At 65.2% G+C, this 21,912-nt stretch carries 21 protein-coding genes and 1 tRNA gene; 19 read left to right on the top strand and 3 right to left on the bottom strand.

Annotation, left to right across the window (positions count from 1 at the left end):
* Nucleotides 1–167: 167 nt before the first annotated feature.
* The 6 genes from K3172_RS09285 to K3172_RS09260 all read left to right on the top strand — a co-directional run bounded on the left by K3172_RS09285 (nt 168) and on the right by K3172_RS09260 (nt 4,881).
* The gene (locus K3172_RS09285) at nt 168–1,091 is read left to right on the top strand and encodes a TraB/GumN family protein (RefSeq protein WP_221589369.1); all 924 of its coding nucleotides are present in this window, start codon (nt 168–170) and stop codon (nt 1,089–1,091) included.
* A gap of 26 nt (nt 1,092–1,117) precedes the next feature.
* Complete coding sequence (locus K3172_RS09280; protein WP_221589367.1) at nt 1,118–1,999, top strand: TraB/GumN family protein; 882 nt, start codon at nt 1,118–1,120, stop codon at nt 1,997–1,999.
* Between the two features lie 127 nt (nt 2,000–2,126).
* Nucleotides 2,127–2,825, top strand: coding sequence for a 50S ribosomal protein L25/general stress protein Ctc (locus tag K3172_RS09275; RefSeq protein ID WP_221589365.1), 699 nt, complete (start codon nt 2,127–2,129; stop codon nt 2,823–2,825).
* 97 nt (nt 2,826–2,922) lie between these two features.
* Nucleotides 2,923–3,423, top strand: a complete 501-nt coding sequence (locus K3172_RS09270) for a P-loop NTPase family protein (protein WP_221589363.1) — start codon at nt 2,923–2,925, stop codon at nt 3,421–3,423.
* A gap of 15 nt (nt 3,424–3,438) precedes the next feature.
* Nucleotides 3,439–4,008 carry an aminoacyl-tRNA hydrolase gene (pth, locus tag K3172_RS09265; protein WP_221589361.1) on the top strand — a complete coding sequence of 190 codons (570 nt, stop codon included), beginning with the start codon at nt 3,439–3,441 and terminating at the stop codon, nt 4,006–4,008.
* Nucleotides 4,009–4,158: 150 nt separating this feature from the next.
* Nucleotides 4,159–4,881, top strand: a complete 723-nt coding sequence (locus K3172_RS09260; RefSeq protein ID WP_221589359.1) for a cistern family PEP-CTERM protein — start codon at nt 4,159–4,161, stop codon at nt 4,879–4,881.
* 82 nt (nt 4,882–4,963) lie between these two features.
* Here the strand turns inward: K3172_RS09260 and K3172_RS09255 are convergent, their stop codons facing one another.
* Nucleotides 4,964–6,487 carry a tetratricopeptide repeat protein gene (locus K3172_RS09255; protein WP_221589357.1) on the bottom strand — a complete coding sequence of 508 codons (1,524 nt, stop codon included), beginning with the start codon at nt 6,485–6,487 and terminating at the stop codon, nt 4,964–4,966.
* 112 nt (nt 6,488–6,599) lie between these two features.
* Between K3172_RS09255 and K3172_RS09250 the strand changes: the two genes are divergently transcribed.
* The 6 genes from K3172_RS09250 (at nt 6,600) to K3172_RS09225 (ending at nt 12,146) form a co-directional block, all read left to right on the top strand.
* Entirely contained in the window at nt 6,600–7,595 is a 996-nt protein-coding gene (locus K3172_RS09250) for an SDR family oxidoreductase (RefSeq protein WP_221589354.1), read from the top strand.
* A gap of 64 nt (nt 7,596–7,659) precedes the next feature.
* Nucleotides 7,660–8,772 (top strand): redox-regulated ATPase YchF, encoded by a 1,113-nt coding sequence (gene ychF / locus K3172_RS09245; RefSeq protein ID WP_221589352.1) that lies wholly within the window; start codon nt 7,660–7,662, stop codon nt 8,770–8,772.
* The gene (locus K3172_RS09240) at nt 8,769–10,028 is read left to right on the top strand and encodes an alkaline phosphatase family protein (protein ID WP_221589350.1); all 1,260 of its coding nucleotides are present in this window, start codon (nt 8,769–8,771) and stop codon (nt 10,026–10,028) included. Before ychF ends, K3172_RS09240 begins: the two co-directional genes overlap by 4 nt.
* A 59-nt stretch (nt 10,029–10,087) precedes the next feature.
* Nucleotides 10,088–10,891: a DUF1206 domain-containing protein gene (locus tag K3172_RS09235; RefSeq protein WP_221589348.1), complete on the top strand. Its 804-nt coding sequence runs from the start codon at nt 10,088–10,090 to the stop codon at nt 10,889–10,891.
* On the top strand, nt 10,888–11,667 hold the full coding sequence (locus K3172_RS09230; RefSeq protein WP_221589346.1) for a MauE/DoxX family redox-associated membrane protein: 780 nt from the start codon (nt 10,888–10,890) through the stop codon (nt 11,665–11,667). The genes K3172_RS09235 and K3172_RS09230 overlap by 4 nt, the downstream gene beginning before the upstream one ends.
* 14 nt (nt 11,668–11,681) lie before the next feature.
* The gene (locus K3172_RS09225; protein WP_221589344.1) at nt 11,682–12,146 is read left to right on the top strand and encodes a MaoC family dehydratase; all 465 of its coding nucleotides are present in this window, start codon (nt 11,682–11,684) and stop codon (nt 12,144–12,146) included.
* Between the two features lie 15 nt (nt 12,147–12,161).
* On the opposite strand, the gene K3172_RS09220 is transcribed toward K3172_RS09225, so the two are convergent.
* A complete protein-coding gene (locus tag K3172_RS09220) occupies nt 12,162–12,647 on the bottom strand; it encodes a hypothetical protein (RefSeq protein WP_221589342.1) in 486 nt (161 codons plus the stop codon).
* Nucleotides 12,647–14,449: a DNA mismatch repair endonuclease MutL gene (mutL, locus tag K3172_RS09215; protein WP_221589340.1), complete on the bottom strand. Its 1,803-nt coding sequence runs from the start codon at nt 14,447–14,449 to the stop codon at nt 12,647–12,649. Before mutL ends, K3172_RS09220 begins: the two co-directional genes overlap by 1 nt.
* Before the next feature lie 192 nt (nt 14,450–14,641).
* Between mutL and K3172_RS09210 the strand changes: the two genes are divergently transcribed.
* The 7 genes from K3172_RS09210 (at nt 14,642) to ribB (ending at nt 21,908) form a co-directional block, all read left to right on the top strand.
* Entirely contained in the window at nt 14,642–15,685 is a 1,044-nt protein-coding gene (locus K3172_RS09210) for a rod shape-determining protein (protein ID WP_221589338.1), read from the top strand.
* 14 nt (nt 15,686–15,699) lie between these two features.
* Nucleotides 15,700–16,590 (top strand): rod shape-determining protein MreC, encoded by an 891-nt coding sequence (locus K3172_RS09205; RefSeq protein ID WP_221589335.1) that lies wholly within the window; start codon nt 15,700–15,702, stop codon nt 16,588–16,590.
* Complete coding sequence (locus K3172_RS09200; protein ID WP_221589333.1) at nt 16,590–17,144, top strand: rod shape-determining protein MreD; 555 nt, start codon at nt 16,590–16,592, stop codon at nt 17,142–17,144. Before K3172_RS09205 ends, K3172_RS09200 begins: the two co-directional genes overlap by 1 nt.
* A complete protein-coding gene (gene mrdA / locus K3172_RS09195) occupies nt 17,141–19,264 on the top strand; it encodes a penicillin-binding protein 2 (protein ID WP_221589332.1) in 2,124 nt (707 codons plus the stop codon). Before K3172_RS09200 ends, mrdA begins: the two co-directional genes overlap by 4 nt.
* Entirely contained in the window at nt 19,261–20,379 is a 1,119-nt protein-coding gene (gene rodA, locus K3172_RS09190; RefSeq protein ID WP_221589330.1) for a rod shape-determining protein RodA, read from the top strand. Before mrdA ends, rodA begins: the two co-directional genes overlap by 4 nt.
* A gap of 98 nt (nt 20,380–20,477) precedes the next feature.
* Nucleotides 20,478–20,553 (top strand) — tRNA-Lys (locus K3172_RS09185).
* A 116-nt stretch (nt 20,554–20,669) separates the two neighbouring features.
* Entirely contained in the window at nt 20,670–21,908 is a 1,239-nt protein-coding gene (ribB, locus tag K3172_RS09180; protein ID WP_221589328.1) for a 3,4-dihydroxy-2-butanone-4-phosphate synthase, read from the top strand.
* The last annotated feature ends 4 nt before the right edge of the window (nt 21,909–21,912 follow it).

The raw sequence follows: 21,912 nt of genomic DNA, 5'->3' as shown, positions 1-21,912 counted from the left end.
GTCAATGCCCGCCTGCGCGCTCGCCCGAAAGCGCAAACTTCCGGCCGCCGCCGGATGCACGGCGAAACCTGTTGGTGTTGCGGGACAATAGCGGTTGTCGCTAATCCGCCCGAACACATCCGAAGTCCGAATCGGGGCCCGGGGACCTAAGCGAGGAAAATGAGAGAATGACGCGCAATCTCCTTCTGCTGGCAGCCCCCGTGGCGATGGGCCTCCAGGGCTGCACGGGCTACACCGGCGGCGAAGTGGCGTCCGCCTCCGCAACCGCCGTCGCAACACCACCAGCCGCCGAGGGCCCGGCGCTGTGGAAGGTGGCCGACGAGGACACCACGATCTACCTGTTCGGTACGGTCCACGCGCTGCCGCAGGATGTGGACTGGTTCAAGGGCCCGATCGCGACCGCGCTGGATTCGGCGGATACGCTGGTCACGGAAATTCCGGCCGAAGCGACCAGCGATCCGGCCGCCCAGCAGGCCATCGCCCTCAAGGCCATGCTGCCGCCGGAACAGTCGCTGCGCGGCGTGCTGGGAGAAGCCAAGAGCGCGAAATACGAGGCGGCGCTGACCGAGCTCGGCCTGCCTGTGAATGCCTTCGACCGGTTCGAGCCGTGGTTTGCCGGGATGACGCTGGCCGTTCTCCCCTTGATGAAGAACGGCTGGACTGCGGAAAGCGGGGTCGAGAAGGTGGTCGAAAGAGAGGCGGAGCAATCCGCAAAGCGCGAGGCGCTGGAGACGGTCGAGTTTCAGGTGAACGTCTTCGACACGCTGCCGCAGGAATCGCAGATCGCCTTCCTTATGTCGGCCATCGACACCATGGATACCATGGTCCCGATGATGGAGCAGATGGTGGCCGAGTGGCTTGCGGGTGATGCCGAGGGGCTGGCCGAGCTGATGAACCAGGGGCTGAGCGATCCCCAACTGGCCAAGGTGCTGCTCTACGATCGCAACAAGACCTGGGCCGAATGGATCGACGCGCGCATGGATACGCCGGGCACGGTCTTCATCGCGGTAGGCGCCGGGCATCTCGCTGGCGAAAAGAGCGTGCAGGATTACCTCAAGCGGCGGAAGATTGCCGTAACCCGCGTCCAGTGACGGTCCGCGAGAGGCAGCCTCCGGGCATGAAGCGCCATCTTTTATCGGCGGGGTTTTTCGCCTTTGCCCTGGCAGCTTGCCAGCCCGCGCAGCCTGACGGCCCGGAACCGGACAGCTATCCCGCACTGTGGGAAATCGCGGGCGAGGATGGAACGGTCGAAGGCTGGATGTTCGGGACGGTCCATGCGCTGCCCGATGGGGTGGCATGGCGTTCGGACGAGCTCGATGCCGTGGTCGGGGAAGCGGACCTGCTGGTCGTCGAGGTCGCCAATCTCGATGACGGAGCCGAACTCTCCTCGCTGTTCGAGAGCATGGCTTACGACAAGTCCGCGGGGCCGATCCGCGCGCGTCTCGATCCTGCCTTGCGCGATGAATTCGATGCGCTGCTGGTCAAGGCCCGCGTCCGCCGCAGCTATTTCGACGAGATGGAAAGCTGGGGCGCGGCCCTCGCCCTTGCCCAGGTGGCACAGGAAGGCGATGCGGAAAACGGTGCCGATCGCGCCCTGATCGGGGATTTCTCCGGTCGGGATGTCGTCGAGCTGGAGGGCGCGAGGGCCCAGCTGGCGATCTTCGATACCCTTCCCGAGAAGGAACAGCGCGACCTGCTCAACGCGGTGCTGGTCGAGGCCGGCACCGGCGCGGACGACCGGGGCAAGCTGGCGCGCGCCTGGCGCGGGGGTGATCTCGATGCACTCGGCGAACTGACCGGCAAGGGCATGCTCGCCGATCCCGAATTGCGGCAGGCCTTGCTGGTCGGGCGGAACGACGCTTGGGCGGCGAAGATCGAAAACCTGCTGAGCGCGCCGGGCAAGCCGCTGATTGCGGTCGGCGCGGGCCATCTGCTCGGCCCGGAGGGGCTGCCCGCGAAACTGGAGCAGGCAGGCTATCGCATCCGCCGCGTGGAATAGCAAGCGCTCGCCCGTATTCGCTTGCCTTTCGCAGCCCGCCTGCTATGCGCGCGCCCTCCGGCACCATGGTCATCCCTGGAGGCGTGGTGAGACCGGATATTCAAAATGCATTCGAAAGGTATGTGACATGAGCGACGCTCTGACCCTGCCGGCCGAGGCGCGCGAACGGGCTGGCAAGGGAGCCTCCCGTCAACTTCGCCGCGAAGGCCGTGTTCCCGCCGTTATTTATGGCGGCAAGGAAGAACCCACCCTGATCCACGTGGAAGCCAAGGAACTGGTCCGCCAGCTCGGCACCGGCCACTTCATGAACTCGATCGTTACGATCGAAGTCGGTGGCAAGAAGATCCGCACGCTTCCCAAGGATGTCGCTCTGCATCCCGTGAACGACCGTCCCGAACACGTCGACTTCCTGCGCCTGTCCAAGGGCGCCAAGATCGAAGTGATGGTTCCGGTCGTGTTCATCAACGAAGAAGCCTCGCCGGGCCTCAAGAAGGGCGGTGTGCTGAACGTGGTTCGTCACGAGCTCGACCTGATCTGCGAAAGCGACAAGATCCCGAGCGAGATCGAAATCGACGTCACCGGCAAGGCGGTCGGCGATTCGATCCACATCAGCGAAGTGACCCTGCCGGACGGCAGCGAGAGCGCGATCACCGATCGCGACTTCACCATCGCGACGCTGGTCGCTCCGTCGGCGCTCAAGAAGAGCGAAGGCGACACGACCACCGAAGGCCAGACCGGCGCCGGCATGGAACCGGGCGAGACCGCTGCCACCGAGCAGGGTCCCGACGACGATGCCGCCGACGAACAGGAAGCGAAGAGCGAGTAATCGCCCGCGCCATCCTGCACGGCACTCACGAAGCGCCGGTCCCTCACGGGGCCGGCGTTTTCGATTCATGGGAGCGGTCGGAAGGAGGGCCATCGCCATGCAACGCGTGCTCGTCATCGGTTCGCCCGGAGCCGGCAAGTCGACCTTCTCGCGCGCTCTCGCCGTGCGCACGGGCCTGCCGCTGATCCACCTCGACGCGCACTATCACCTGCCGGGATGGCAGGAGCCCGACCCCGCGGTGTGGTCGGCCAGGGTCGATGAGCTGCTCGCCGGCGAGCGCTGGATCATCGACGGCAATTACGGGGATAGCATGGCCCGCCGCCTCGCAAGAGCCGACACGGCCATCCTGCTCGACTACCCCACATACCTCTGCCTGTGGCGCCTCTTTCGCAGGATCAGCACTCTCCATGGGACCGTCCGACCTGACGCGCCACCCAGTTGCCCAGAGCGTTTCGACCCGGAATTCTTCCTCTATGTCGCCGCGTTCCGCAGGGTAAAGACGCCCGCGCTGGAGCGCCGCCTTTCGGGTTTCCCCGGCGAGGTCGTGCGTTTCCGCCATCCGCGGGAGGCAGAGGCCTTCCTCGCAAGCCTCGCTTGATGTAGCAGCCCGCGCATGCAGATCTGGACAGGCCTAGGAAATCCCGGACCGCAATATGCGCTCCACCGGCACAACGTCGGCTTCATGGCGTGCGACGTGATTGCGGAGATGTACGATTTCGGCCCGGTGCAAAAGAAGTTCTCCGGCTGGGTGCAGGAAGGCCGGATCGGCAGCGAGAAGATCCTGCTCCTGAAGCCCGCGACCTACATGAACGAGAGCGGCCGCGCGGTGGGAGAGGCGCTGCGTTTCTACAAGCTGGACGTGGACGCGCTCACCGTCTTCCATGACGAGCTCGACCTTGCTCCGTTCAAGGTGAAGGTCCGGCGCGGCGGCGGGCTTGCCGGGCACAACGGCCTGCGCAGCATCAACCAGCATCTCGGCCCCGACTTTCGCCGCGTGCGCATCGGCATCGGGCATCCCGGCAGCAAGGAGCGGGTGACCGGTCACGTGCTGGGCAATTACGCCAAGTCGGAGATGGACGATCTTGCCGACATGCTCGCCGCGATCGGGGCGGAGGCCGAGTGGCTGGCACGTGGGGACGATGCCCGCTTCATGAGCGAATTCGCCTTGCGGATGCAGGACTGAAACCGTCTCCGTTCAGCATTCTCGAAAACTCTGTTCCCTATTGAGACACGCGACGCAATTCGCTCGCCACGGAGAGGGTTTCGTGAGACTTGGCAGGTAATCAGAACTTCAGCTTGGACCGAAACGGGGGTTTCCGTGAATTTTCAGCGATTGATCATTAAGGCACTGGCGATCGTGGGGCTGGCCACCGCCGCTCCTGCCGTGGCGGAGCCCATCATCCTCGACGCCGGTTCGATCGGTGAGAGCTACACCATCACCTTCGACGGCTTCGTCGACGGCGGCCCGTCGATCGACGGCCTGAGCTCGGAACTGACGCTCACGCTCACCGGTATCGAGAACGGCGTCTACACCTTCTCCTACAGCATGACGAACACCGGGGCCGACGGGGACGGCATCGGATCGCGTGTGTCGGGCTTTGCCTTCAACACCGACCCGGACATCGATTCGGCCACGAGCACCGGCACCTATGGGTTCACCAACACCTCGTCGAACTATCCCAACGGCATCGGCACGGTCGACGTGTGCTTCTCCGGCCAGCGTACCGGCAGCTGCGCCGGCGGCGGTTCGGGCGGCGTCTTCGACGGTTCGACCGGCACCGGCACGCTCAGCCTGTCGTTCGGCACTGCACCCGCGACGCTGACGCTGAACGATTTCTTCGTCCGCTACCAGTCGATCACCGGCGTCGACGGCGTCGGCTCGGCCAGCGGCCGCCAGACATCGAGCTCGAGCACTTCGGGCGGCACCAGCAGCGGCACCGACGTTCCCGAGCCGGGCATGATGCTTCTCTTCGCCCTCGCTGTCCTCGGCCTGGCGCTCGGCACCCGCCGCCGCCGCTTCGCCGACGTGATGCCGGCACGATTGGCCTACGCCTGATCGGAACCCTCCGGTCCAAGAAAAAGCGGCGCGAGACTTCGGTCCCGCGCCGCTTTTCGTTGGTGTGCCCGAGAGGCCGGCGTCAGCTTGTCTTCGCCTCGTCCAAGTGACGCTGGATAGTGGCGTTGTCGGGCGCTAGCCGTGCGGCACGCTGGAGCATCTCGAGCCCCCGCGCCTTCGATCCGGTCTGCACCAGCAGCCAACCCGCCGTATCGAGGATCGAGGCGTTGTCGGGTTCGAGCTTCGCCGCAGCCAGCGCGTGATCGAGCGCCGCATCGGTCTTGCCCAGCTGCCCCTTCACGAAAGCGAGGTTGTTGAGCACCATCGCGTTCGTGCCGCCTGTCCGCGACAGGATTGTTTCGTAGCGGGTTTCGGCATCCTGCCACTGCCGGTTGCGTAGCGCACGGTCGGCCTTGGCGAGTTCGCCGCCGATCCATTCGGGGGATGGCTGGTCCAGTCGCTGTTCGAACGTCGCGGCGGATCCGCTGCCGGTGGCCTTGGCTGCGGCTGCAGCAAGTTTGAGCTCGTCAGGCGTTGCGTCAGGTCGAGTCGCCAGCGGCCGGATCGTCGCCAGCGCGCCCGCAGCATCGCGCGCGGCCAGTTGTGCCCGCGCCACGAGGCGCCGGATCGGTCGCGCGTTCGGCTGGCGCCGCAGTTCGGGTTCGAGGACTCCGAGGCCGACGGCTGGCTGTCCGAGCTCGATCAGCGCTTCCCCGTAGAGCGCCGCCATCCCGGCTTCGGCCCGCAGCTCGTCTTCGAGCGGTTGGAGGGTCGCGCGGACGGTTTCCCACTCCCGCCTGCCTCTCGCGACTCGCGCATTGACGAAGGCCAGGGCGCGATCGTCCGGCGCTTCTTCGGCCAAACCTTCCGCAAGGACGGCGGCATCGTCGTAACGGCCGAGGCGCGCGAGGATGCCAGCCTTACCCAAGCGACCGTCGAAATTACCTGGATGGAGGTCGAGCGCCTTGTCGTAGGCCATCAGCGACGATGCAAGATCGTTGTTGGCGGCGAGGAGTTCCGCGCGCACGAGATAGGCCTCGACCAGTTTGGAATCGGTTTCGATCGCCCGGTCGAGCAAGGCACCAGCTTTGTCGCGATTGCCGTGCGCCAGCTCGAATCGCGCATAGGAGGCGAGCAGCTTCGCATCGACCGGCTCCCGAGCGGCACCAGCGGCGAAGGCCTCTGCCGCCGCAGCGAAATCTTCCTTGCCGATGGCCGCAAGCGCACGGATCCGATCCGCCGCGCCGGTTTCCAGCGGTTCGACTGCAGCGACAGCTTCGTCGAACCGGCCACGCAGCACCTCCGCCTCGCCGCGCGCAAGCAGGACGCGCGGATCGTCCGTCCATTCGGCCGGGAGCGCCGCGAGCGACGTCGCCGCCCCTTCCCCGTCGCCCAACGCGATCTGCGCCTGCGCCAGCAGCAGCCGCATCTCGTGATTGCCGGGCTGGTCCTTCAGCCCGGCAATCAGCGACACGCGCGCGCCGCGGAAATCGTTGGCCGCAAACGCAGCCTGCGCGTCGGCGAAGCGGGTTTCGGGATCGGGCGCGCAGGCGGCGAGCGCCATGGCCAGGACGATGGGCGACGCGAAAAGGCGAATTCGGCTCATGCCCGGTTCCTACCAGCAGAACCTGAAATCTTGGTGAAAATGCATCGCGCTTGCCCCCGCGTTATCACCGGTGTTCAATCGTGCTATCGCCGCGCTCACAAAGGAGAGACCGATGCCCCAGATCGACCGCCGCACTCTGCTCGCCGGAGCCGCCGCCACCGGTGTCGCCATCGCAGGCGCCCGCAGCGCGCTCGCAGAGACCATGCCCTCCCCGCCCGACCTGTCGGGCAAGAGCATCCTCATCACCGGCAGTTCCTCCGGTTTCGGGCGCCTCGGCGCGGAACATTACGCGCGGCTCGGCGCGCGGGTCTTCGCCACCATGCGGAACCTCCCGCGGCCCGAGGCAGAGGAGCTGCGCCAGCTGGCCGCCGACGAGAAGCTCGACCTCCACGTGCTCGAACTCGACGTGCTGGAGGAAGAGCAGTGCTACGGTGCAGTTGCCGAATCCGAGCGGATCAACGGCGGCCCGCTGGACGTGCTCGTCAACAATGCCGGCATCGGCATCACCTCACCGGTCGAAGTGCAGGACATGGAGGCGACGCAGCTCATCTTCGACACCAACGTCTTCGGCTGCCACCGCATGGCTCGCGCCGTCCTGCCCGGCATGCGCGAGCAGCGGTCGGGACAGATTTTCCAGATATCGAGCCAGCTCGGCCGCGTCATCGTGCCCTATTCGGGGCATTACTCCGCCACCAAGTTCGCGCTCGAGGCAATGAGCGAGCAGCTGGCCTACGAACTCGTCCCGCACGGCATCGACGTGAGCATTATCGAGCCCGGCGGTTATCCAACGGAGGTCTGGGTCAATCGCAACGCCTATTCGGCCGATCTCAAGGAACGCGCCAACGCGATCCACGCGGCAGGCTATCCGCAGGTGATGGCGCGTATCGGGCAGGAGGACGGCTCGGGCCGAAGCGCCGATCCCATGGACGTACCGAGCGAAATTGCGCGCCAGATCGCCATGCCGCCGGGCACGCGCCCGCTGCGCACCGCCGTCCACCCGGCACCCAAGCCCCAGCTGCCGATCAACGAGGTGACGGCCCAGGTCCAGGTCGGCTGGCTGGGGGAAAGCGGTTACGGGCCGCTGATCAAGGCGGTCCACAACCTCTGACGCTCTGGCATTCTGCGGCAGGCGCGGCTAAGGGCGCGCCCACACACTATTTCCGGAGTTATCGATGGGTTTCCGCTGCGGGATCGTCGGCCTGCCGAATGTCGGCAAGTCCACCCTTTTCAACGCCCTTACCGAAACGCAGGCCGCGCAGGCCGCGAACTATCCCTTCTGCACGATCGAGCCGAACGTCGGCCAGGTCGCGGTGCCGGACGAACGGCTTGACAAGATCGCCGCGATTGCCGGGTCGGCCAAGATCATCCCGACCCAGCTGGCCTTCGTCGATATCGCAGGCCTGGTGAAGGGCGCGAGCAAGGGCGAAGGCTTGGGCAACCAGTTCCTCGGCAACATTCGCGAGGTGGACGCGATCGTCCACGTACTGCGCTGCTTCGAGGATGACGACATCCAGCACGTCGCCAATAAGGTCGACCCCATCGCCGATGCCGAAGTGGTCGAGACGGAACTGATGCTCTCCGACCTCGAAAGCCTGGAAAAGCGCGTACCTGCGGCGGCCAAGCGCGCCACCGGTGGCGACAAGGAAGCCAGGCTCATGGCCAGCGTGCTCGGCCAAGCGCTGGACCTGCTGCGCGACGGCAAGCCCGCCCGCCTGACCGAGCCGAAGGACGACGAGGAAGCGCGCGTCTTTCGGCAGGCGCAGCTGCTGACGGCCAAGCCCGTGCTCTATGTTTGCAACGTGGCCGAGGAAGATGCGGCCAAGGGCAACGCGTTGTCTGATCTCGTGTTCGAGAAGGCCAAGGCCGAAGGTGCCGAGGCGGTGGTGGTTTCGGCAGCGATCGAGAGCGAGCTTGTCGGCATGCCGCAGGAAGACCGCGCCGAATACCTCGCCGAACTCGGCCTCGACGAAAGCGGTCTCAGCCGCGTGATCCGCGCCGGCTACAAGCTGCTGGGCCTCAAAACCTTCTTCACCGCCGGCCCCAAGGAATCGCGCGCGTGGACCTTCCCCGCCGGAGCCAAGGCCCCGCAGGCGGCGGGCGAGATCCACACCGATTTCGAACGCGGCTTCATCCGTGCGGAGACCATCGCCTATGACGATTACGTCACGCTGGGCGGCGAAGGCGCCGCCAAGGAAGCCGGCAAGCTGCGCCAGGAAGGCAAGGAATACGTGGTCCAGGACGGCGACGTGATGCTGTTCAAGTTCAACGTCTCAGGTCCGCGATGAAGACACTGGCCGCCGCACTCGCGCTCTCGCTTGCTACCCTCGCCGGTGGTTGCGCGACGATCCCCGAGGCGGCGCCGGTCGCTGTCATCGAACAGCGCGAACCGGTCACGATCCTCGTCTCGATCGACGGGTTTCGGGCGGACTACCTCGATCGCGGCCTGACCCCGACCTTGTCGGGTCTTGCGGCAGGTGGGGCGACGGGTGCGATGCGGCCGTCCTTCCCCAGCAAGACGTTCCCCAATCATTGGACCCTCGTCACCGGTCTCGTCCCCGACCACAACGGCATCACGGCCAACAAGATGGAGGACCCAGAACGCCCGGACGAGGTGTTCACCATGGCGAACGTAGATCCCTTCTGGTGGGCCGACGCGAAGCCCGTCTGGGTCGAAGCCGAAGAGGCGGGCATCCGCTCCGCTGCGATGTTCTGGCCGGGCTCGGCCGTGCCGTGGGGCGGGACCCCGCAGCGTTACGGCCCGGTCGACGATGGCTTGCTGCCGAGCGACTGGCAGGCTTTCAGCATGCAGGTGTCGAACACCCAGCGGGTCAACAGCGTCATCGACTGGCTGCGACGGCCTGCTGAGATACGTCCCGAATTCCTGACACTCTATTTCGATACCGTCGATTCCGCGGGACACAGCGGCGGTCCGGATAGCGAGGAACTCAATGCTGCCCTGCGCGATATCGACGGCCACATCGCCAGTCTGCTGGCGGGCCTTGCGACGCTGGGCCAGCCTGCGAATCTCGTCATCGTCGCCGATCACGGCATGGCCGCCACCTCGTCGGAACGGGTCATCGTGCTGGACGAGATGGCCGATGCATCGCTTTACCGCATGGTCGAGAACGGACCCTATGCGACCTTCGAGGCGACCGACGGAAACACCGGCGCATTCGAGGCGGCCATTCTCGGCGAGCACGAGCACATGGACTGCTGGCGCAAGCAGGAAATTCCTGCTCGCCTGCGGTACGGCACCCATCGCCGCATCCCCTCCTATCTCTGCCTTGCCGACGTCGGCTGGACAATCACCAGCTCGCGCCCGGACGCCGCGTGGTCGGGCGGGACGCATGGTTATGATCCGGCCGCTCCCGAGATGGCGGCGCTCTTCATCGCTCACGGGCCTGCTTTCCGCGCCGGTGCCACTCTTGCAGGCTTCGACAACACCGCCGTCGCGCCGCTGATCCGCAAGCTGATCGGCCTGCCATCGGCGACACGCGCAGACGGCGATCTCGAAAAGCTCGAGGGCGCCTTCGCCGAGTAGTGGACGGAAACAAAACGCGCCCCGCCCCGTTGCCCACCTGAACAACAGGGAGCCGATGGGTGGTAGACAAGTCCGAAAAATTCAACTGGTTGGTCCGGGTCGGCTATTTCAGCCGTGCCGTCCTCTACTCCGTCCTCGGCCTCGTCGCGCTGACCAGCGCGCAGAAGATCGCCGAGGGTACCAACGGTATCTTCCGGGCTATTCAGGACTTTCCGCTGGGGACCGTGATCCTGTGGATCATGGTGGTCGGCCTTACTGCCTACGCGCTCTTCCGGTTCTGTTCCCCCCTGTTCGACATCGAGAACAACGGCTCGGACGCCAAGGGCTGGGGCAAGCGGATCGGCCACGCGGGTAGCGGGATCGGTCACCTCGCTCTCGCCTATTCGGCATACAAGTTCGCTACGAGCGACACCGGCGGTTCGAGCGGTGACGGCGCGCAGGAAGCCGCGTCCGGTGTATTGTCCTTGCCGCTGGGCGGGGTCGTCCTCGGCCTGCTGGGCATCGCGCTGTTCATCGCTGCCTTCGAGCAGGCGAAGAAAGGCATCACTGGAAGCTTCATGCATCGCATCAGCGGGCAAGCGCCCAATGGCACACGCATGCTCGGCGGCGCCGGTTTCATAGCGCGCGGGGTGGTATACCTCGTGATCGGATGGTCGCTCTTCAAGGCAGGGTTCATGTCGGGCGGTACCGAGCAGATCAAGACACTCGGCGACGCGGTGGCGAGCCTTGCGGGCGAAGGCTTCATCTTCACCCTCACGGCCATCGGTCTGCTGATGTTCGGGCTCTTCAGCCTGGTGCTGGCACGCTACCGGATCATCCCGGAGTTGGATTCCAACGCCGGAATTCCCAAATTCAGGGTATGAACGCCCAGACCGAAATTCGCGAAACAGGTAAAGCCGGGCGGAAAACAGCCCGGCTTTATCGCATGGTGATGGACAAGCACGTCTGTCCCTACGGCATCAAGTCGAAATGGCTGCTCGAGCGCGAGGGCTATGCGGTGGAGGATCATCACCTCACGACCCGCGAAGAGACCGACGCGTTCAAGGATGAACACGGCGTCGCAACCACGCCGCAAACATTCCTCGATGGCAAGCGTATCGGCGGCTACACGGACCTGCGCAAGCACTTCGGCTACGACAAGGCCGATGACACGGGCACCAGCTACACACCGGTCATCGCCGTCTTTGCCGTTGGCGCCGCGCTGGCGGTGGCTCTCAGCCTGTTCGTCTACCAGTCCGTCCTGACCATCCGCACGGCGGAGTGGTTCGTCGCCTTTTCGATGGCCATGCTCGCCATGCTCAAGCTGCAGGACGTCGAGAAGTTCTCCAGCATGTTCGTCGGCTATGACCTGCTCGGCAGGCGCTGGGTGCCCTACGCCTATGCCTACCCGTTTCTGGAGGCGACCGCGGCAATCCTGATGGCCGGCCGCCTGCTGCCATGGCTCTCCATCCCGATAGCGCTGTTCATCGGGACGGTCGGTGCCGTGAGCGTGTTCTATGCCGTCTACATCCAGAAGCGGGACATCAAATGCGCCTGCGTGGGCGGATCGGCCAACGTCCCGCTCGGCTTCGTGTCCCTGACCGAAAACCTTGCGATGATGGGCATGGGTATTTGGATGTTGCTTCGCATGGCCGCCTGATCCATCCCCCGGCGATGATGTATTTCGAAGATATCGTCGTCGGCTCGAAGCAGTCTTTTGGGCATTACGAGGTTACGCGGGACGAGGTAATCGCCTTCGCCTCGCGCTACGATCCCCAGCCCTTCCATCTCGATGACGATGCCGCCGCGCAAACCCATTTCGGGCGCATATCGGCGAGCGGGTGGCATACCTGCGCCATGACCATGGCGATGCTGGTGGAGAACCTGGAAGCGAACAAGCAGGCCGGGCTCGGATCGCCCGGGGTGGACCAGCTGCGCTGGGTCAAGCCCGTCTATCCGGGCGACACGCTTCGCTGCGAGAGCACCGTGCTGGAAAAGCGGCGCAGCAAGTCGCGCCGGGAGATGGGCATCTTCAAGAGCCACCTCACCGTGTTCAACCAGAACGACGAGCCCGTGCTCGACATGGTCAGCAATGGCCTGATCCGCGTGCGCGACGAGGATGCACCGATCGTCGACTAGGCCGGGGCCCGCGGGTCAGGCCCCGCACTGGACGATGCCGGTCGAGGCATAGACTTCGCGTCCCCCGCCATCGACGACCGTGAGCGATCCCGAGTAGTCGGTCGTTTCGTCGCCGCTCGGCATACCGCTCTTCTCGTCGAGTTCGAGCCTGAAGGCATAGGCGAGGCCGTCGTATTTGCTGCGCGCGAGATAGGGCAGTTCCGGGCTGCCGGCATCGGCGGCAAAGCGCAGGATCTCGCCATCCTTCTTCATGTAACCTTGCTCCGCCATCGCGATGGCGATCGTCCCCGCGGTGTCGCCATCGGGTGCGAAATTGCATCCGGCGCCAAACAGATCGTGCTTCTCGATATCGGCATAGACAATGGCCTGCGGCTCCAGCTGCTCCGGCGGAGGTTCCTGGTTCGCTTCCACCTCCGCCACGTCGGCCGCGATCTCCTCTTCCGTCGGCTCGGACGAGCAAGCCGCCAAGGCCAGGATCAGCAGGGGTATCGCAAGTCGCATCAGTGTCTCCCGAACAGCTTTTCGACGTCGTCCATGGACAGCTTCACCCAAGTCGGCCGACCGTGGTTGCACTGGCCTGAACGCGGCGTCCGCTCCATCTCGCGGAGCAATGCATTCATTTCGTCGACGCGCAGCGAGCGCCCTGCCCTGACCGATCCGTGGCAGGCCATCGTCGCGAGCACGAGATCGAGCTTTTCGCCGAGCAGCAGCGCCTCGCCATTGACGGCTAGATCGTCGTCGATATCGCGCAACAGCTTCTCGGGATCCGTGCGGGCGATGGCGTGCGGCATACTGCGCACGAGCATGGCCGACGGCCCGAAGCGCTCGATCGCAAGGCCGAGTTCCGCCAGCCTGGGCGCGGCCTCTTCGAGACGGTCGCAGGCGGTCTCCTCGAGCTCGACCACCTCGGGTATGAGCAGCGCCTGTTCGCGCTTCACGGCATCTTCCGCCCCGGCAGCCCGGAGGCGTTCCAGCACCAGGCGCTCGTGCGCGGCATGCTGGTCGACCAGCACCAGCCCGTCCTTCGCTTCGGCGACGATATAGGTGTTGGCGACCTGGCCGCGGGCGACGCCCAGCGGGTAATCCTCAGCCTCGGCAGCGATCGGCGCGGCTTCCTCGGCGCGGCCCTGCGGCGCGGCGACCACCTCGCCGGCAGTTGCCTGCCATGCAGCGGCAGGCTCGGCCACGCTCGCGTGCGGCGCGGTCCAGTCCCGACCGGCGAAGATCGATCGCAGTGCCGGTGCCGGTTCTTCGCGCAAGGGCTCGGCCTGCCAGCGCGCCATCGCGCCGGCATCCGGCGTCTGCGCGCTGCGCTTGTCGCCCGTGGAGAGCGCTTGCCGCAGGCCCGAAACGATGAAACCGCGCACTCCCTGCGCATCGCGAAACCGCACCTCGGTCTTGGCCGGGTGGACGTTCACGTCGACATCCTCGGGCGGGATGTCGAGGAAGAGGGCCAGAACCGCGTGCCGATCCCGCGCGAGCATGTCGGCATAGGCGCCGCGCACCGCGCCGGTCAGCAGGCGGTCCTTTACCGGACGGCCGTTGACGAACAGATACTGGTGATCGGCGACACCGCGGTTGTAGGTCGGCAGGCCCGCGACGCCGGTGAGGCGCATCGCGCCACGCTCGAGATCGAGCATCACGCCATTGTCCTTGAGTTCGCGAGCGACGATCTGCGCGACGCGGTTCTCGATCCCTTCGCCAGCCTGCAGCGCGAGAATGCGGCGGTCGCCGTGATCGAGCGAGATCGCCACATCCGGGCGCGCCATTGCGAGCCGCTGGACCACATCCTTGCACGCCGCATATTCACTACGCGCCGTGCGCAGGAACTTGCGCCGCGCCGGCACCTTGCCGAACAGGTTCTCGACCCGCACCCGGGTACCGGGCGGCAACGCCGCCGGCCCTTCGGCGACAAGCTCGCCATGATCGACGATCCGCTTCCACCCCTGCTCAGCGCCGCGCGGCCGGCTTTCGAGCGTGAAGCGCGCCACGCTGGCAATGCTCGGCAGGGCCTCGCCGCGAAAGCCCAGCGTGACGACCTGCTCGATCGCTTCGTCGGGCAGTTTCGACGTGGCGTGACGTTCGAGCGCGAGCGCCATCTCCTCGGGTGTCATACCGCATCCGTCGTCGGTTACTTCCAGGCTGGCGAGTCCGCCTTCGACCAGCTTGACCGCAATCCGCGTCGCACCCGCATCGATCGCATTTTCGACCAATTCCTTCAGCGCGGATGACGGTCGCTCGACCACTTCGCCCGCCGCAATGCGGTTGACGAGCGTGTCGGGAAGGCGGCGAATTGGGGGCATCCGGCAAGGCTAGCGATGAACGGGCACGAATCCGAGGCCGGACGTGCGTATTTCCACCATCCGGGATGCGGAAATTTTTGGCCTTTTGGTGAATGTCTGGCTAAAGAGCGGCCACCACTCCCCCTCGGGGCCTTGCAGCGGTCGCATCCCTCACCTGCAAAACCCCAAGATCAGACGGAAAATCGAGCGAAAATGGGCTTCTGGAACAACCTCTTCAAATTCGGCGTGCAGAACATGGCGATCGACCTGGGGACCGCGAACACCCTCGTCTACGTCCAGGACCAGGGGATCGTGCTGAACGAGCCCAGCGTGGTCGCGCTCGAGACGATCAATGGCCAGAAGCGCGTGAAGGCTGTGGGCGACGATGCGAAGATGATGATGGGCAAGACGCCCGACAGCATCGAGGCGATCCGCCCGCTGCGCGACGGCGTGATCGCCGATCTCGACGTTGCCGAAGAGATGATCAAGCACTTCATCCGCAAGGTGAACGGCCGGAAAAGCATGATGCGCTATCCCGAGATCACGATTTGCGTGCCCTCGGGCTCGACCTCGGTCGAGCGCCGCGCGATCCGTGACGCGGCCTCGAACGCGGGCGCTTCGCAGGTCTATCTGATCCTCGAGCCCATGGCGGCCGCGATCGGCGCCGACATGCCGGTGACCGAACCGGTCGGCAGCATGGTCGTCGATATCGGCGGCGGCACCACCGAGGTCGCCGTGCTTTCGCTGCGTGGTCTTGCCTACACCACCTCGGTCCGGACCGGCGGCGACAAGATGGACGAATCGATCGTCTCGTATGTGCGCCGACACCATAACCTGCTGATCGGCGATGCGACGGCGGAGCGGATCAAGAAGGACTACGGCGTGGCGCGCCCGCCTGAAGACGGCATCGGCGAAAGCATCACGATCAAGGGTCGCGACCTCGTCAACGGCGTGCCCAAGGAAATCACCATCAACCAGGGCCATATCGCCGAAGCCCTGAGCGAACCCATCGGCGCGATCGTCGAAGGCGTACGCATCGCACTCGAGAACACCGCGCCCGAACTGGCCGCCGACATCGTCGACCAGGGCATCGTGCTCACCGGCGGTGGTGCGCTGATCGGCGGGCTCGACGAATATCTGCGCGAAGAGACCGGCCTGCCGGTGACGATTGCCGAGGATCCGCTGTCGTGTGTGGCGGTCGGTACCGGCCGCGCGATGGAAGATCCGATCTACCGCGGCGTCCTGATGACGGCGTAAGAAGGAACTGATTGATGGCGCCGACAGGCCAACGGCGCTCGGGCTATTCGCGTAGGGCGCAGTACAATCTTTTCACCGGCTACATCATTGCCGGCATCGGCGCCCTCGTGGGCGTCGTGCTGCTTGTGCTATCGCTGTTCCAGCCCCATCTGTTCGGCGGGCTGAGAGGCGCTGCGTCGGATACCGTTTCGCCCGCCACTGAAACCTCTGCAACGGTCCGGACGGGCAGCAAGAGCATCTGGGAATCGGTCAGCGGCTACTACCGCGCCGGATCGAAGAATGCCGCGCTGCGCCGCGAGATGGAAATCGCCCGCATCCGCCTCGCCGAAGCTGACGCGGTCCGGCAGGAGAACCTGCGCCTGAAGGGCCTGCTCGGACTGCGTGATTCCGAGGTCAAACCCGTTGCCGTCGCGCGGCTTGTCGGCTCGACCGCGTCGAGCACGCGGCGCTTTGCCTATGTTGGCGCAGGGCGCGACCAGGGCGTTCGGGTCGGCATGCCGGTGCGTTCGCCGCGCGGCGTCGTCGGGCGGATCCTCGAGACCGGGGGCGACAGCGCCCGCGTGCTCTTGCTGACCGACACCGAAAGCGTGCTGCCCGTGCGCCGCGCCAAGGACGAGACGGTCGCCTTTGCCGAGGGGCGCGGCGACGGCCTGCTCCGGATCAGGCTGATCAATCTCGGCATCAACCCGCTCGAGGTCGGCGATCTCTTCGTCACCAGCGGCGCCGGCGGATACTACCGCCCGGGCGCGGCAGTAGCGATCCTAGTCGAGAAGGCCGATGACGGGGGCCTTGCCCGCATGGTCAGCGATCCCGCCGCGACCGACTTCGTCTCCATCGAGCCGATCTTCGAACCCGAAGCTGTCACGGCGGTCGCAACTCCGACCGAGACGGAGCTTGCCGACTGATGGAGCGGATGGACCCGCGAGCGCGCAGCGACGCCTACGGCAGCCGGATCAATCGCTCGCATTCCCCCTTTCTGGCTTCGATCGTTCCCTGGGCATCGATCCTGCTCGCGTCGGTCCTGCCGGTATTCGTGATCGCCACGGCGCTGCCGATCGTCCCGCCGATTGCCTTTCTGGTTCTGCTTGCGTGGCGCCTGGTGCGCCCGGGTCTTTTGCCGGTCTGGGCGGGCCTGCCGCTCGGCCTGTTCGACGACCTGTTCAACGGCCAGCCCTTCGGCTTCGCGGTCTTCACCTGGTCGATGGCGCTGATCGCCATTGAGATCATCGAGACCCGCTTGCCATGGCGCGCCTTCTGGCAGGACTGGTTCACTGCCGGTACAATCGCGCTGGCCTATATCCTGTCGGGCTGGCTCCTTTCAGGTGGCACGCCCACGATCCACTCGCTCGTCGCCCTCGGTCCCCAAGTCGTGTTCTCGATCCTCCTCTTCCCGCTGTTCGCCCGGCTCGTAGCCCGGCTCGACCGGTTCCGGCTGCATCGCTGGAAGGCGTTGGGATGAGCCGTTTCCGCAAACCCAGTCGCCGCCCGATCGTCAGCCAGACGACGATCGACAACGCCTTCGACAGGCGCACCTTCACGATCGGCACGGCGATGGGCGGCATCGGCGTGCTGCTGGCCGCCCGCATGGGCTACATCGCGATCGCGGAGAACGAGAAATACGAGCTCGAGAGCGAAAGCAATCGGGTCAATCTCTCGCTAATTCCGCCACGGCGCGGATGGCTGCTCGATCGCGACGGCGCACCGCTGGCGTCGAACAAGGCCGACTTCCGCGTCGATATCATTCCCGATCGCACACCCGATCCGGATCGGACGGTCGCAGCCCTCACGAAGATCCTCGACCTCGACGAGAACCAGGCGGCCGACGTGCGCAAGCGGATCGAGGATTCGCCCGGGTTTCAGCCTGTGGAAGTCGCCTCGGGCCTCAAATACGAACAGTTCGCCGCAGTCAGCGTTCGCTTGCCCGACCTGCCGGGGGTCGTGCCCCAGCGCGGCTTTTCGCGCTTCTACCCCACCGGCCCGTCGGTCGGCCATCTCGTCGGCTACGTCGGCCCAGCCAATGCCGAGGAGTACGAGGAGCAGGATCGCAACCCGCTGCTCGTCACGCCCGGCTACAAGATCGGCAAGGACGCGCTCGAAAAGCAGTTCGAGCAGGAATTGCGCGGCATCCCGGGCGCGCGGCGGGTCGAAGTCACCGCCTCCGGCCGGATCGTCCGCGACCTCGAAACGCGTGAGGACGTGCAGGGAGACCCCGTGCGCCTCACCATCGACGGGCCGCTGCAGGATTATGCCGCGCGGCGGATCGGCCTCGAAAGTGGATCGGTTGTGGTCATGGATTGCGACACCGGCGACCTGCTCTGCATGGCGTCGATGCCGAGCTTCGATCCCAACAGTTTCTCGCAAGGCATCGGCCGTGTGGAATACGCCATGCTTAGCGAGGACGAGCGCGTGCCGCTGCGCAACAAGGTCCTGAAGGGTCTCTACCCGCCCGGTTCGACCGTGAAACCGATGCACTGCATGGCCTTCATGGATGCCGGGGTGAAGCCCGAGGAGACCATCATCTGCGGCGGCGGCCGCCGGATCGGCAACCGCTTCTTCAACTGCTGGAGCAACCACGGCGTGGTCGACATGGCCAAGGCCATCTACCAGAGCTGCGACAGCTATTTCTATCATTTCGCCCAGCAGGTCGGCTTCGCCAAGGTCGCGGAATGGGCGCACAAGATGGGCCTGGGCGAGGAATTCCCGCTCCCGGTGATGAGCCAGTTCTACGGCACGGTCCCCTCGCCCGAGTGGAAGAAGCGCAGGCACGACAGCGAATGGCAGCCCTTCGACACGGTGAACTCGTCGATCGGCCAGGGCTATTACCTTGCCAGCCCGCTGCAACTTGCGGTCATGAGCGCGCGCATGGCGACCGGTTACAAGGTCATGCCGCGGCTGTTGCTAAGCGACGACCGGCCGAAGTTCGAACACTTCGACTTCAGCCCCGACGAGATCGGCTACGTGCGCCAGGCGATGAGCGACGTGGTCAACGGCCCGGGTACCGCCGGACGCGCACGGCTGCCGTTCGACGACATCAAGATGGCCGGCAAGACCGGCACGGCGCAGGTCGTGTCGCTCAGCGTGTCGAACGGCAAGACCGGGCCGTGGAAATATCGCGATCACGGCCTGTTCGTGTTCTTCGCTCCGTTCGACAAGCCGAAGTATGCTGGAGTTGTGGTAATCGAACACGGCGGCGGTTCCGGCGCAGCCTATCCCATCGCGCGCGACGTCATGACTTTCCTGTTCGATCCGGCAAAGGGGATGGACGCGCTCCGTCCCCTGGAGGAGCAGTGGGGCGGTACGGCGCAGCAGCGTCTCGATGCCAAGTACCGGGCATATGCCGCGGCGAAGGGCGAAGCAGTACCGCCCGCACCATCGCGGGACGAGGATATCTTCGACCAGGTCGAAGCCGAGGCGCGCGTGGCGGCGCGACAACCCGAAAGTATTGCCGAGGAATCCAATCCCTCCCGCGTCGACACGCGCTCACCGGAAGAAGTCAGCCGGTCTTCCGGAGCGGCTGACCCGATCGCTCCAGCCACATCCGGCGAGACCCCATCCGCACCGGCGGACAACCCGCAATGAGCAGCATCGTACCCGCGCCTGTAGCGCGGCAGCCATGGCAGATGCTCTTTCCGCTATTCGTGCTGATCGGTTTCGGGGCGCTTGTCCTGTTTTCGGCAGCAGGGGGTTCCTGGACACCCTATGCAGCGTCGCACCTGGTTCGCTTTGCGGTTTTTCTGATGATGGCCGTGGTGATGAGCCGGTTCGGCAAGGACCTCGCCCAGTTCTTCGCGTTTCCGATCTACGGCGTCATTATAGTCATGCTCGTTTTTGTTGAAGCCATCGGCTTCGTCGGGGGCGGCAGCCAGCGATGGCTCGACCTGGGTTTCATGCAGTTGCAGCCCTCGGAACTGATGAAGCCCGCCATCGTCCTGGTGCTGGCCCGGTTCTATGCCAACCTGCCGATCGGGATGATCCCCACCTGGCGATCGCTGGTCCCGGCGGGCGCGCTAATCGGGTTTCCCGTAGCGCTCGTGCTGCTCCAGCCCGACCTCGGCACATCGCTGGCAATTGCCTTTGGCGGTTTCGTCGTGATGTTCGTCGCCGGCCTGCCGCTCCGCTGGTTCGTCGGAGCCGGACTGGCAGGTGCGATCCTTGCCCCCGTCGCATTTTTCTTCGGGCTCCAGCCCTATCAGCAAAAGCGCGTCTTCACCTTCCTCGACCCGGAAAGCGACCCGCTGGGCGATGGCTATCACATCACCCAGTCGAAGATTGCGATCGGTTCGGGCGGGTTTTCCGGCAAGGGCTTCAACGAAGGCTCGCAAAGCCACCTCAATTACCTGCCCGAACCGCACACCGATTTCATCTTCGCGACGATGGCGGAAGAATGGGGGTTCCTCGGCGGTATAGTCGTGATCGGCGCTTTCGCTTTCATCCTGAGCTGGGGACTCTCGGTCGCACGGAACAGCCAGGACCGTTTCGCGAAGTTGCTGGCGACCGGCATGACGGCGACGATCTTCTTCTATGTCGCGATCAACCTCATGATGGTGATGGGACTGGCGCCCGTCGTGGGTATTCCCCTGCCCTTCATGAGCCATGGGGGCAGCTCGATGATGACCAATATGATCTGCATCGGGTCGCTGATGATGGTCAATCGCTGGAACCGCAAGGCGCCGCGCACCGGGCTCATTTCCTGAGGCCAAAAAAGGGCCTTTCAATCCGCGAGAGGCCCGCTATATGAGCGCCTCCCCCGAGTCGGGGCGCCCCCACACGGGCGAGCGGCAAGCCGCAGTGTGGACGCATAGCTCAGTTGGTAGAGCAGCTGACTCTTAATCAGCGGGTCCTAGGTTCGAGCCCTAGTGCGTCCACCACCTTCTCTAACAATTCGCGTGACTTGCAGGCGGGACTATTGTCTTTGTCGTCCTTTTCTCACATCGAATGTGAATAATGCATTCCGTATCACATTGTGATGTGATAGCAGCGCGGCATGAACACCATCGACAAAGTCCGCTCGCTCGTCTCGCAGGGTCTCATGACCCGCGCCGGGCTCGCCCGCGCTGCCGGGCTCCATGCCAATACGCTGCGCGACTGCACCGAGGACGGGTGGAACCCCACCGCCGAAACTCTCGCCAAGCTGGAGGGATTTCTCGAAGCCAATGACGACACACCCGTGATCGTGGGCGCAGAGGAAATCATCAACGAAGCACGCAACGGCCGGATGTACATCCTCGTCGATGACGAGGACCGCGAGAACGAGGGCGACCTCATCATCCCGGCGCAGATGGCCACACCCGATGCGATCAACTTCATGGCGACGCACGGCCGCGGACTGATCTGCCTCTCGCTCGACCGCAAGCGCGTGAAAGCGCTGGGCCTCGAACCCATGAGCCGCGACAACCGGGAGAGCATGCAGACCGCGTTCACGACCTCGATCGAGGCGAAGGAAGGCGTGACCACCGGCATTAGCGCCGCCGACCGCGCGCGCACCGTTTCGGTGGCCATCGATTCGAGCAAGGGGCCGGACGACATCGTCACGCCGGGGCACGTCTTCCCGCTGGCCGCGCGCGATGGCGGCGTGCTGGTGCGCGCCGGCCATACCGAGGCAGCGGTCGACATCTCGCGCCTTGCCGGTCTCAACCCATCCGGCGTGATCTGCGAGATCATGAACGAGGACGGGACGATGGCGCGCCTCGACGATCTCGTCACCTTCGCGCGCAAGCACGACATGAAGATCGGGACGATCCGCGACCTGATCGAATACCGCATGCGTCACGATCACCTCGTCGAACGCACGGCCGAGGACGCCTTCGGATCTGATTACGGCGGCGACTGGCGGATGCTGACCTATCGCAACAAGGTCGACGGCAGCGAAAGCTACGTCCTTCAGAAGGGCCACGTCGTCGAAGGCCAGCCCACCCTCGCCCGCGTCCACCCGATCTCGATCTTCGACGACGTGCTCGGCAAGCCCGGCCCGCGCAAGCGCACGCTCCAGCGGGCGATGCAAGCGGTGGGCGAGCATGGTTCGGGGGTGATCGTCATCATTACCGGCCGCCCCGCGACCGGTTATGGCGAGAGCGACGAGGTCCGCAATGTCGGCATCGGTTCGCAGATCCTCGCCGACCTCGGCGTCCATGAGATGATCCTGCTGAGCAATTCCCAGCCCAACGTCGTCGCGATCGAGGGCTACGGCCTCAACATCGTCGACCACATGCCCATTCCGGAGTGACCCC

The sequence above is a fragment of the Qipengyuania proteolytica genome (assembly GCF_019711565.1).
Taxonomy (GTDB): Bacteria; Pseudomonadota; Alphaproteobacteria; order Sphingomonadales; family Sphingomonadaceae; genus Qipengyuania; species Qipengyuania proteolytica.
The sequence above is the reverse complement of the archived record's forward strand: the minus strand, read 5'-3'. Positions and strand labels throughout refer to the sequence as shown.

Excerpts from the sequence above, each read along its gene's own strand:
- K3172_RS09285 (WP_221589369.1), top strand. The coding sequence starts at position 168 with ATGACGCGCAATCTCCTTCTGCTGGCAGCCCCCGTGGCGATGGGCCTC.
- K3172_RS09230 (WP_221589346.1), top strand. The coding sequence starts at position 10,888 with ATGAACGCCCAGACCGAAATTCGCGAAACAGGTAAAGCCGGGCGGAAA.
- K3172_RS09255 (WP_221589357.1), bottom strand. The coding sequence starts at position 6,487 with ATGAGCCGAATTCGCCTTTTCGCGTCGCCCATCGTCCTGGCCATGGCG.
- ychF (WP_221589352.1), top strand. The coding sequence starts at position 7,660 with ATGGGTTTCCGCTGCGGGATCGTCGGCCTGCCGAATGTCGGCAAGTCC.
- ribB (WP_221589328.1), top strand. The coding sequence starts at position 20,670 with ATGAACACCATCGACAAAGTCCGCTCGCTCGTCTCGCAGGGTCTCATG.
- K3172_RS09220 (WP_221589342.1), bottom strand. The coding sequence starts at position 12,647 with ATGCGACTTGCGATACCCCTGCTGATCCTGGCCTTGGCGGCTTGCTCG.
- K3172_RS09200 (WP_221589333.1), top strand. The coding sequence starts at position 16,590 with ATGGAGCGGATGGACCCGCGAGCGCGCAGCGACGCCTACGGCAGCCGG.
- K3172_RS09250 (WP_221589354.1), top strand. The coding sequence starts at position 6,600 with ATGCCCCAGATCGACCGCCGCACTCTGCTCGCCGGAGCCGCCGCCACC.
- K3172_RS09210 (WP_221589338.1), top strand. The coding sequence starts at position 14,642 with ATGGGCTTCTGGAACAACCTCTTCAAATTCGGCGTGCAGAACATGGCG.
- K3172_RS09270 (WP_221589363.1), top strand. The coding sequence starts at position 2,923 with ATGCAACGCGTGCTCGTCATCGGTTCGCCCGGAGCCGGCAAGTCGACC.
- mrdA (WP_221589332.1), top strand. The coding sequence starts at position 17,141 with ATGAGCCGTTTCCGCAAACCCAGTCGCCGCCCGATCGTCAGCCAGACG.
- K3172_RS09225 (WP_221589344.1), top strand. The coding sequence starts at position 11,682 with ATGATGTATTTCGAAGATATCGTCGTCGGCTCGAAGCAGTCTTTTGGG.
- pth (WP_221589361.1), top strand. The coding sequence starts at position 3,439 with ATGCAGATCTGGACAGGCCTAGGAAATCCCGGACCGCAATATGCGCTC.
- mutL (WP_221589340.1), bottom strand. The coding sequence starts at position 14,449 with ATGCCCCCAATTCGCCGCCTTCCCGACACGCTCGTCAACCGCATTGCG.
- K3172_RS09205 (WP_221589335.1), top strand. The coding sequence starts at position 15,700 with ATGGCGCCGACAGGCCAACGGCGCTCGGGCTATTCGCGTAGGGCGCAG.
- K3172_RS09240 (WP_221589350.1), top strand. The coding sequence starts at position 8,769 with ATGAAGACACTGGCCGCCGCACTCGCGCTCTCGCTTGCTACCCTCGCC.
- K3172_RS09275 (WP_221589365.1), top strand. The coding sequence starts at position 2,127 with ATGAGCGACGCTCTGACCCTGCCGGCCGAGGCGCGCGAACGGGCTGGC.
- rodA (WP_221589330.1), top strand. The coding sequence starts at position 19,261 with ATGAGCAGCATCGTACCCGCGCCTGTAGCGCGGCAGCCATGGCAGATG.
- K3172_RS09280 (WP_221589367.1), top strand. The coding sequence starts at position 1,118 with ATGAAGCGCCATCTTTTATCGGCGGGGTTTTTCGCCTTTGCCCTGGCA.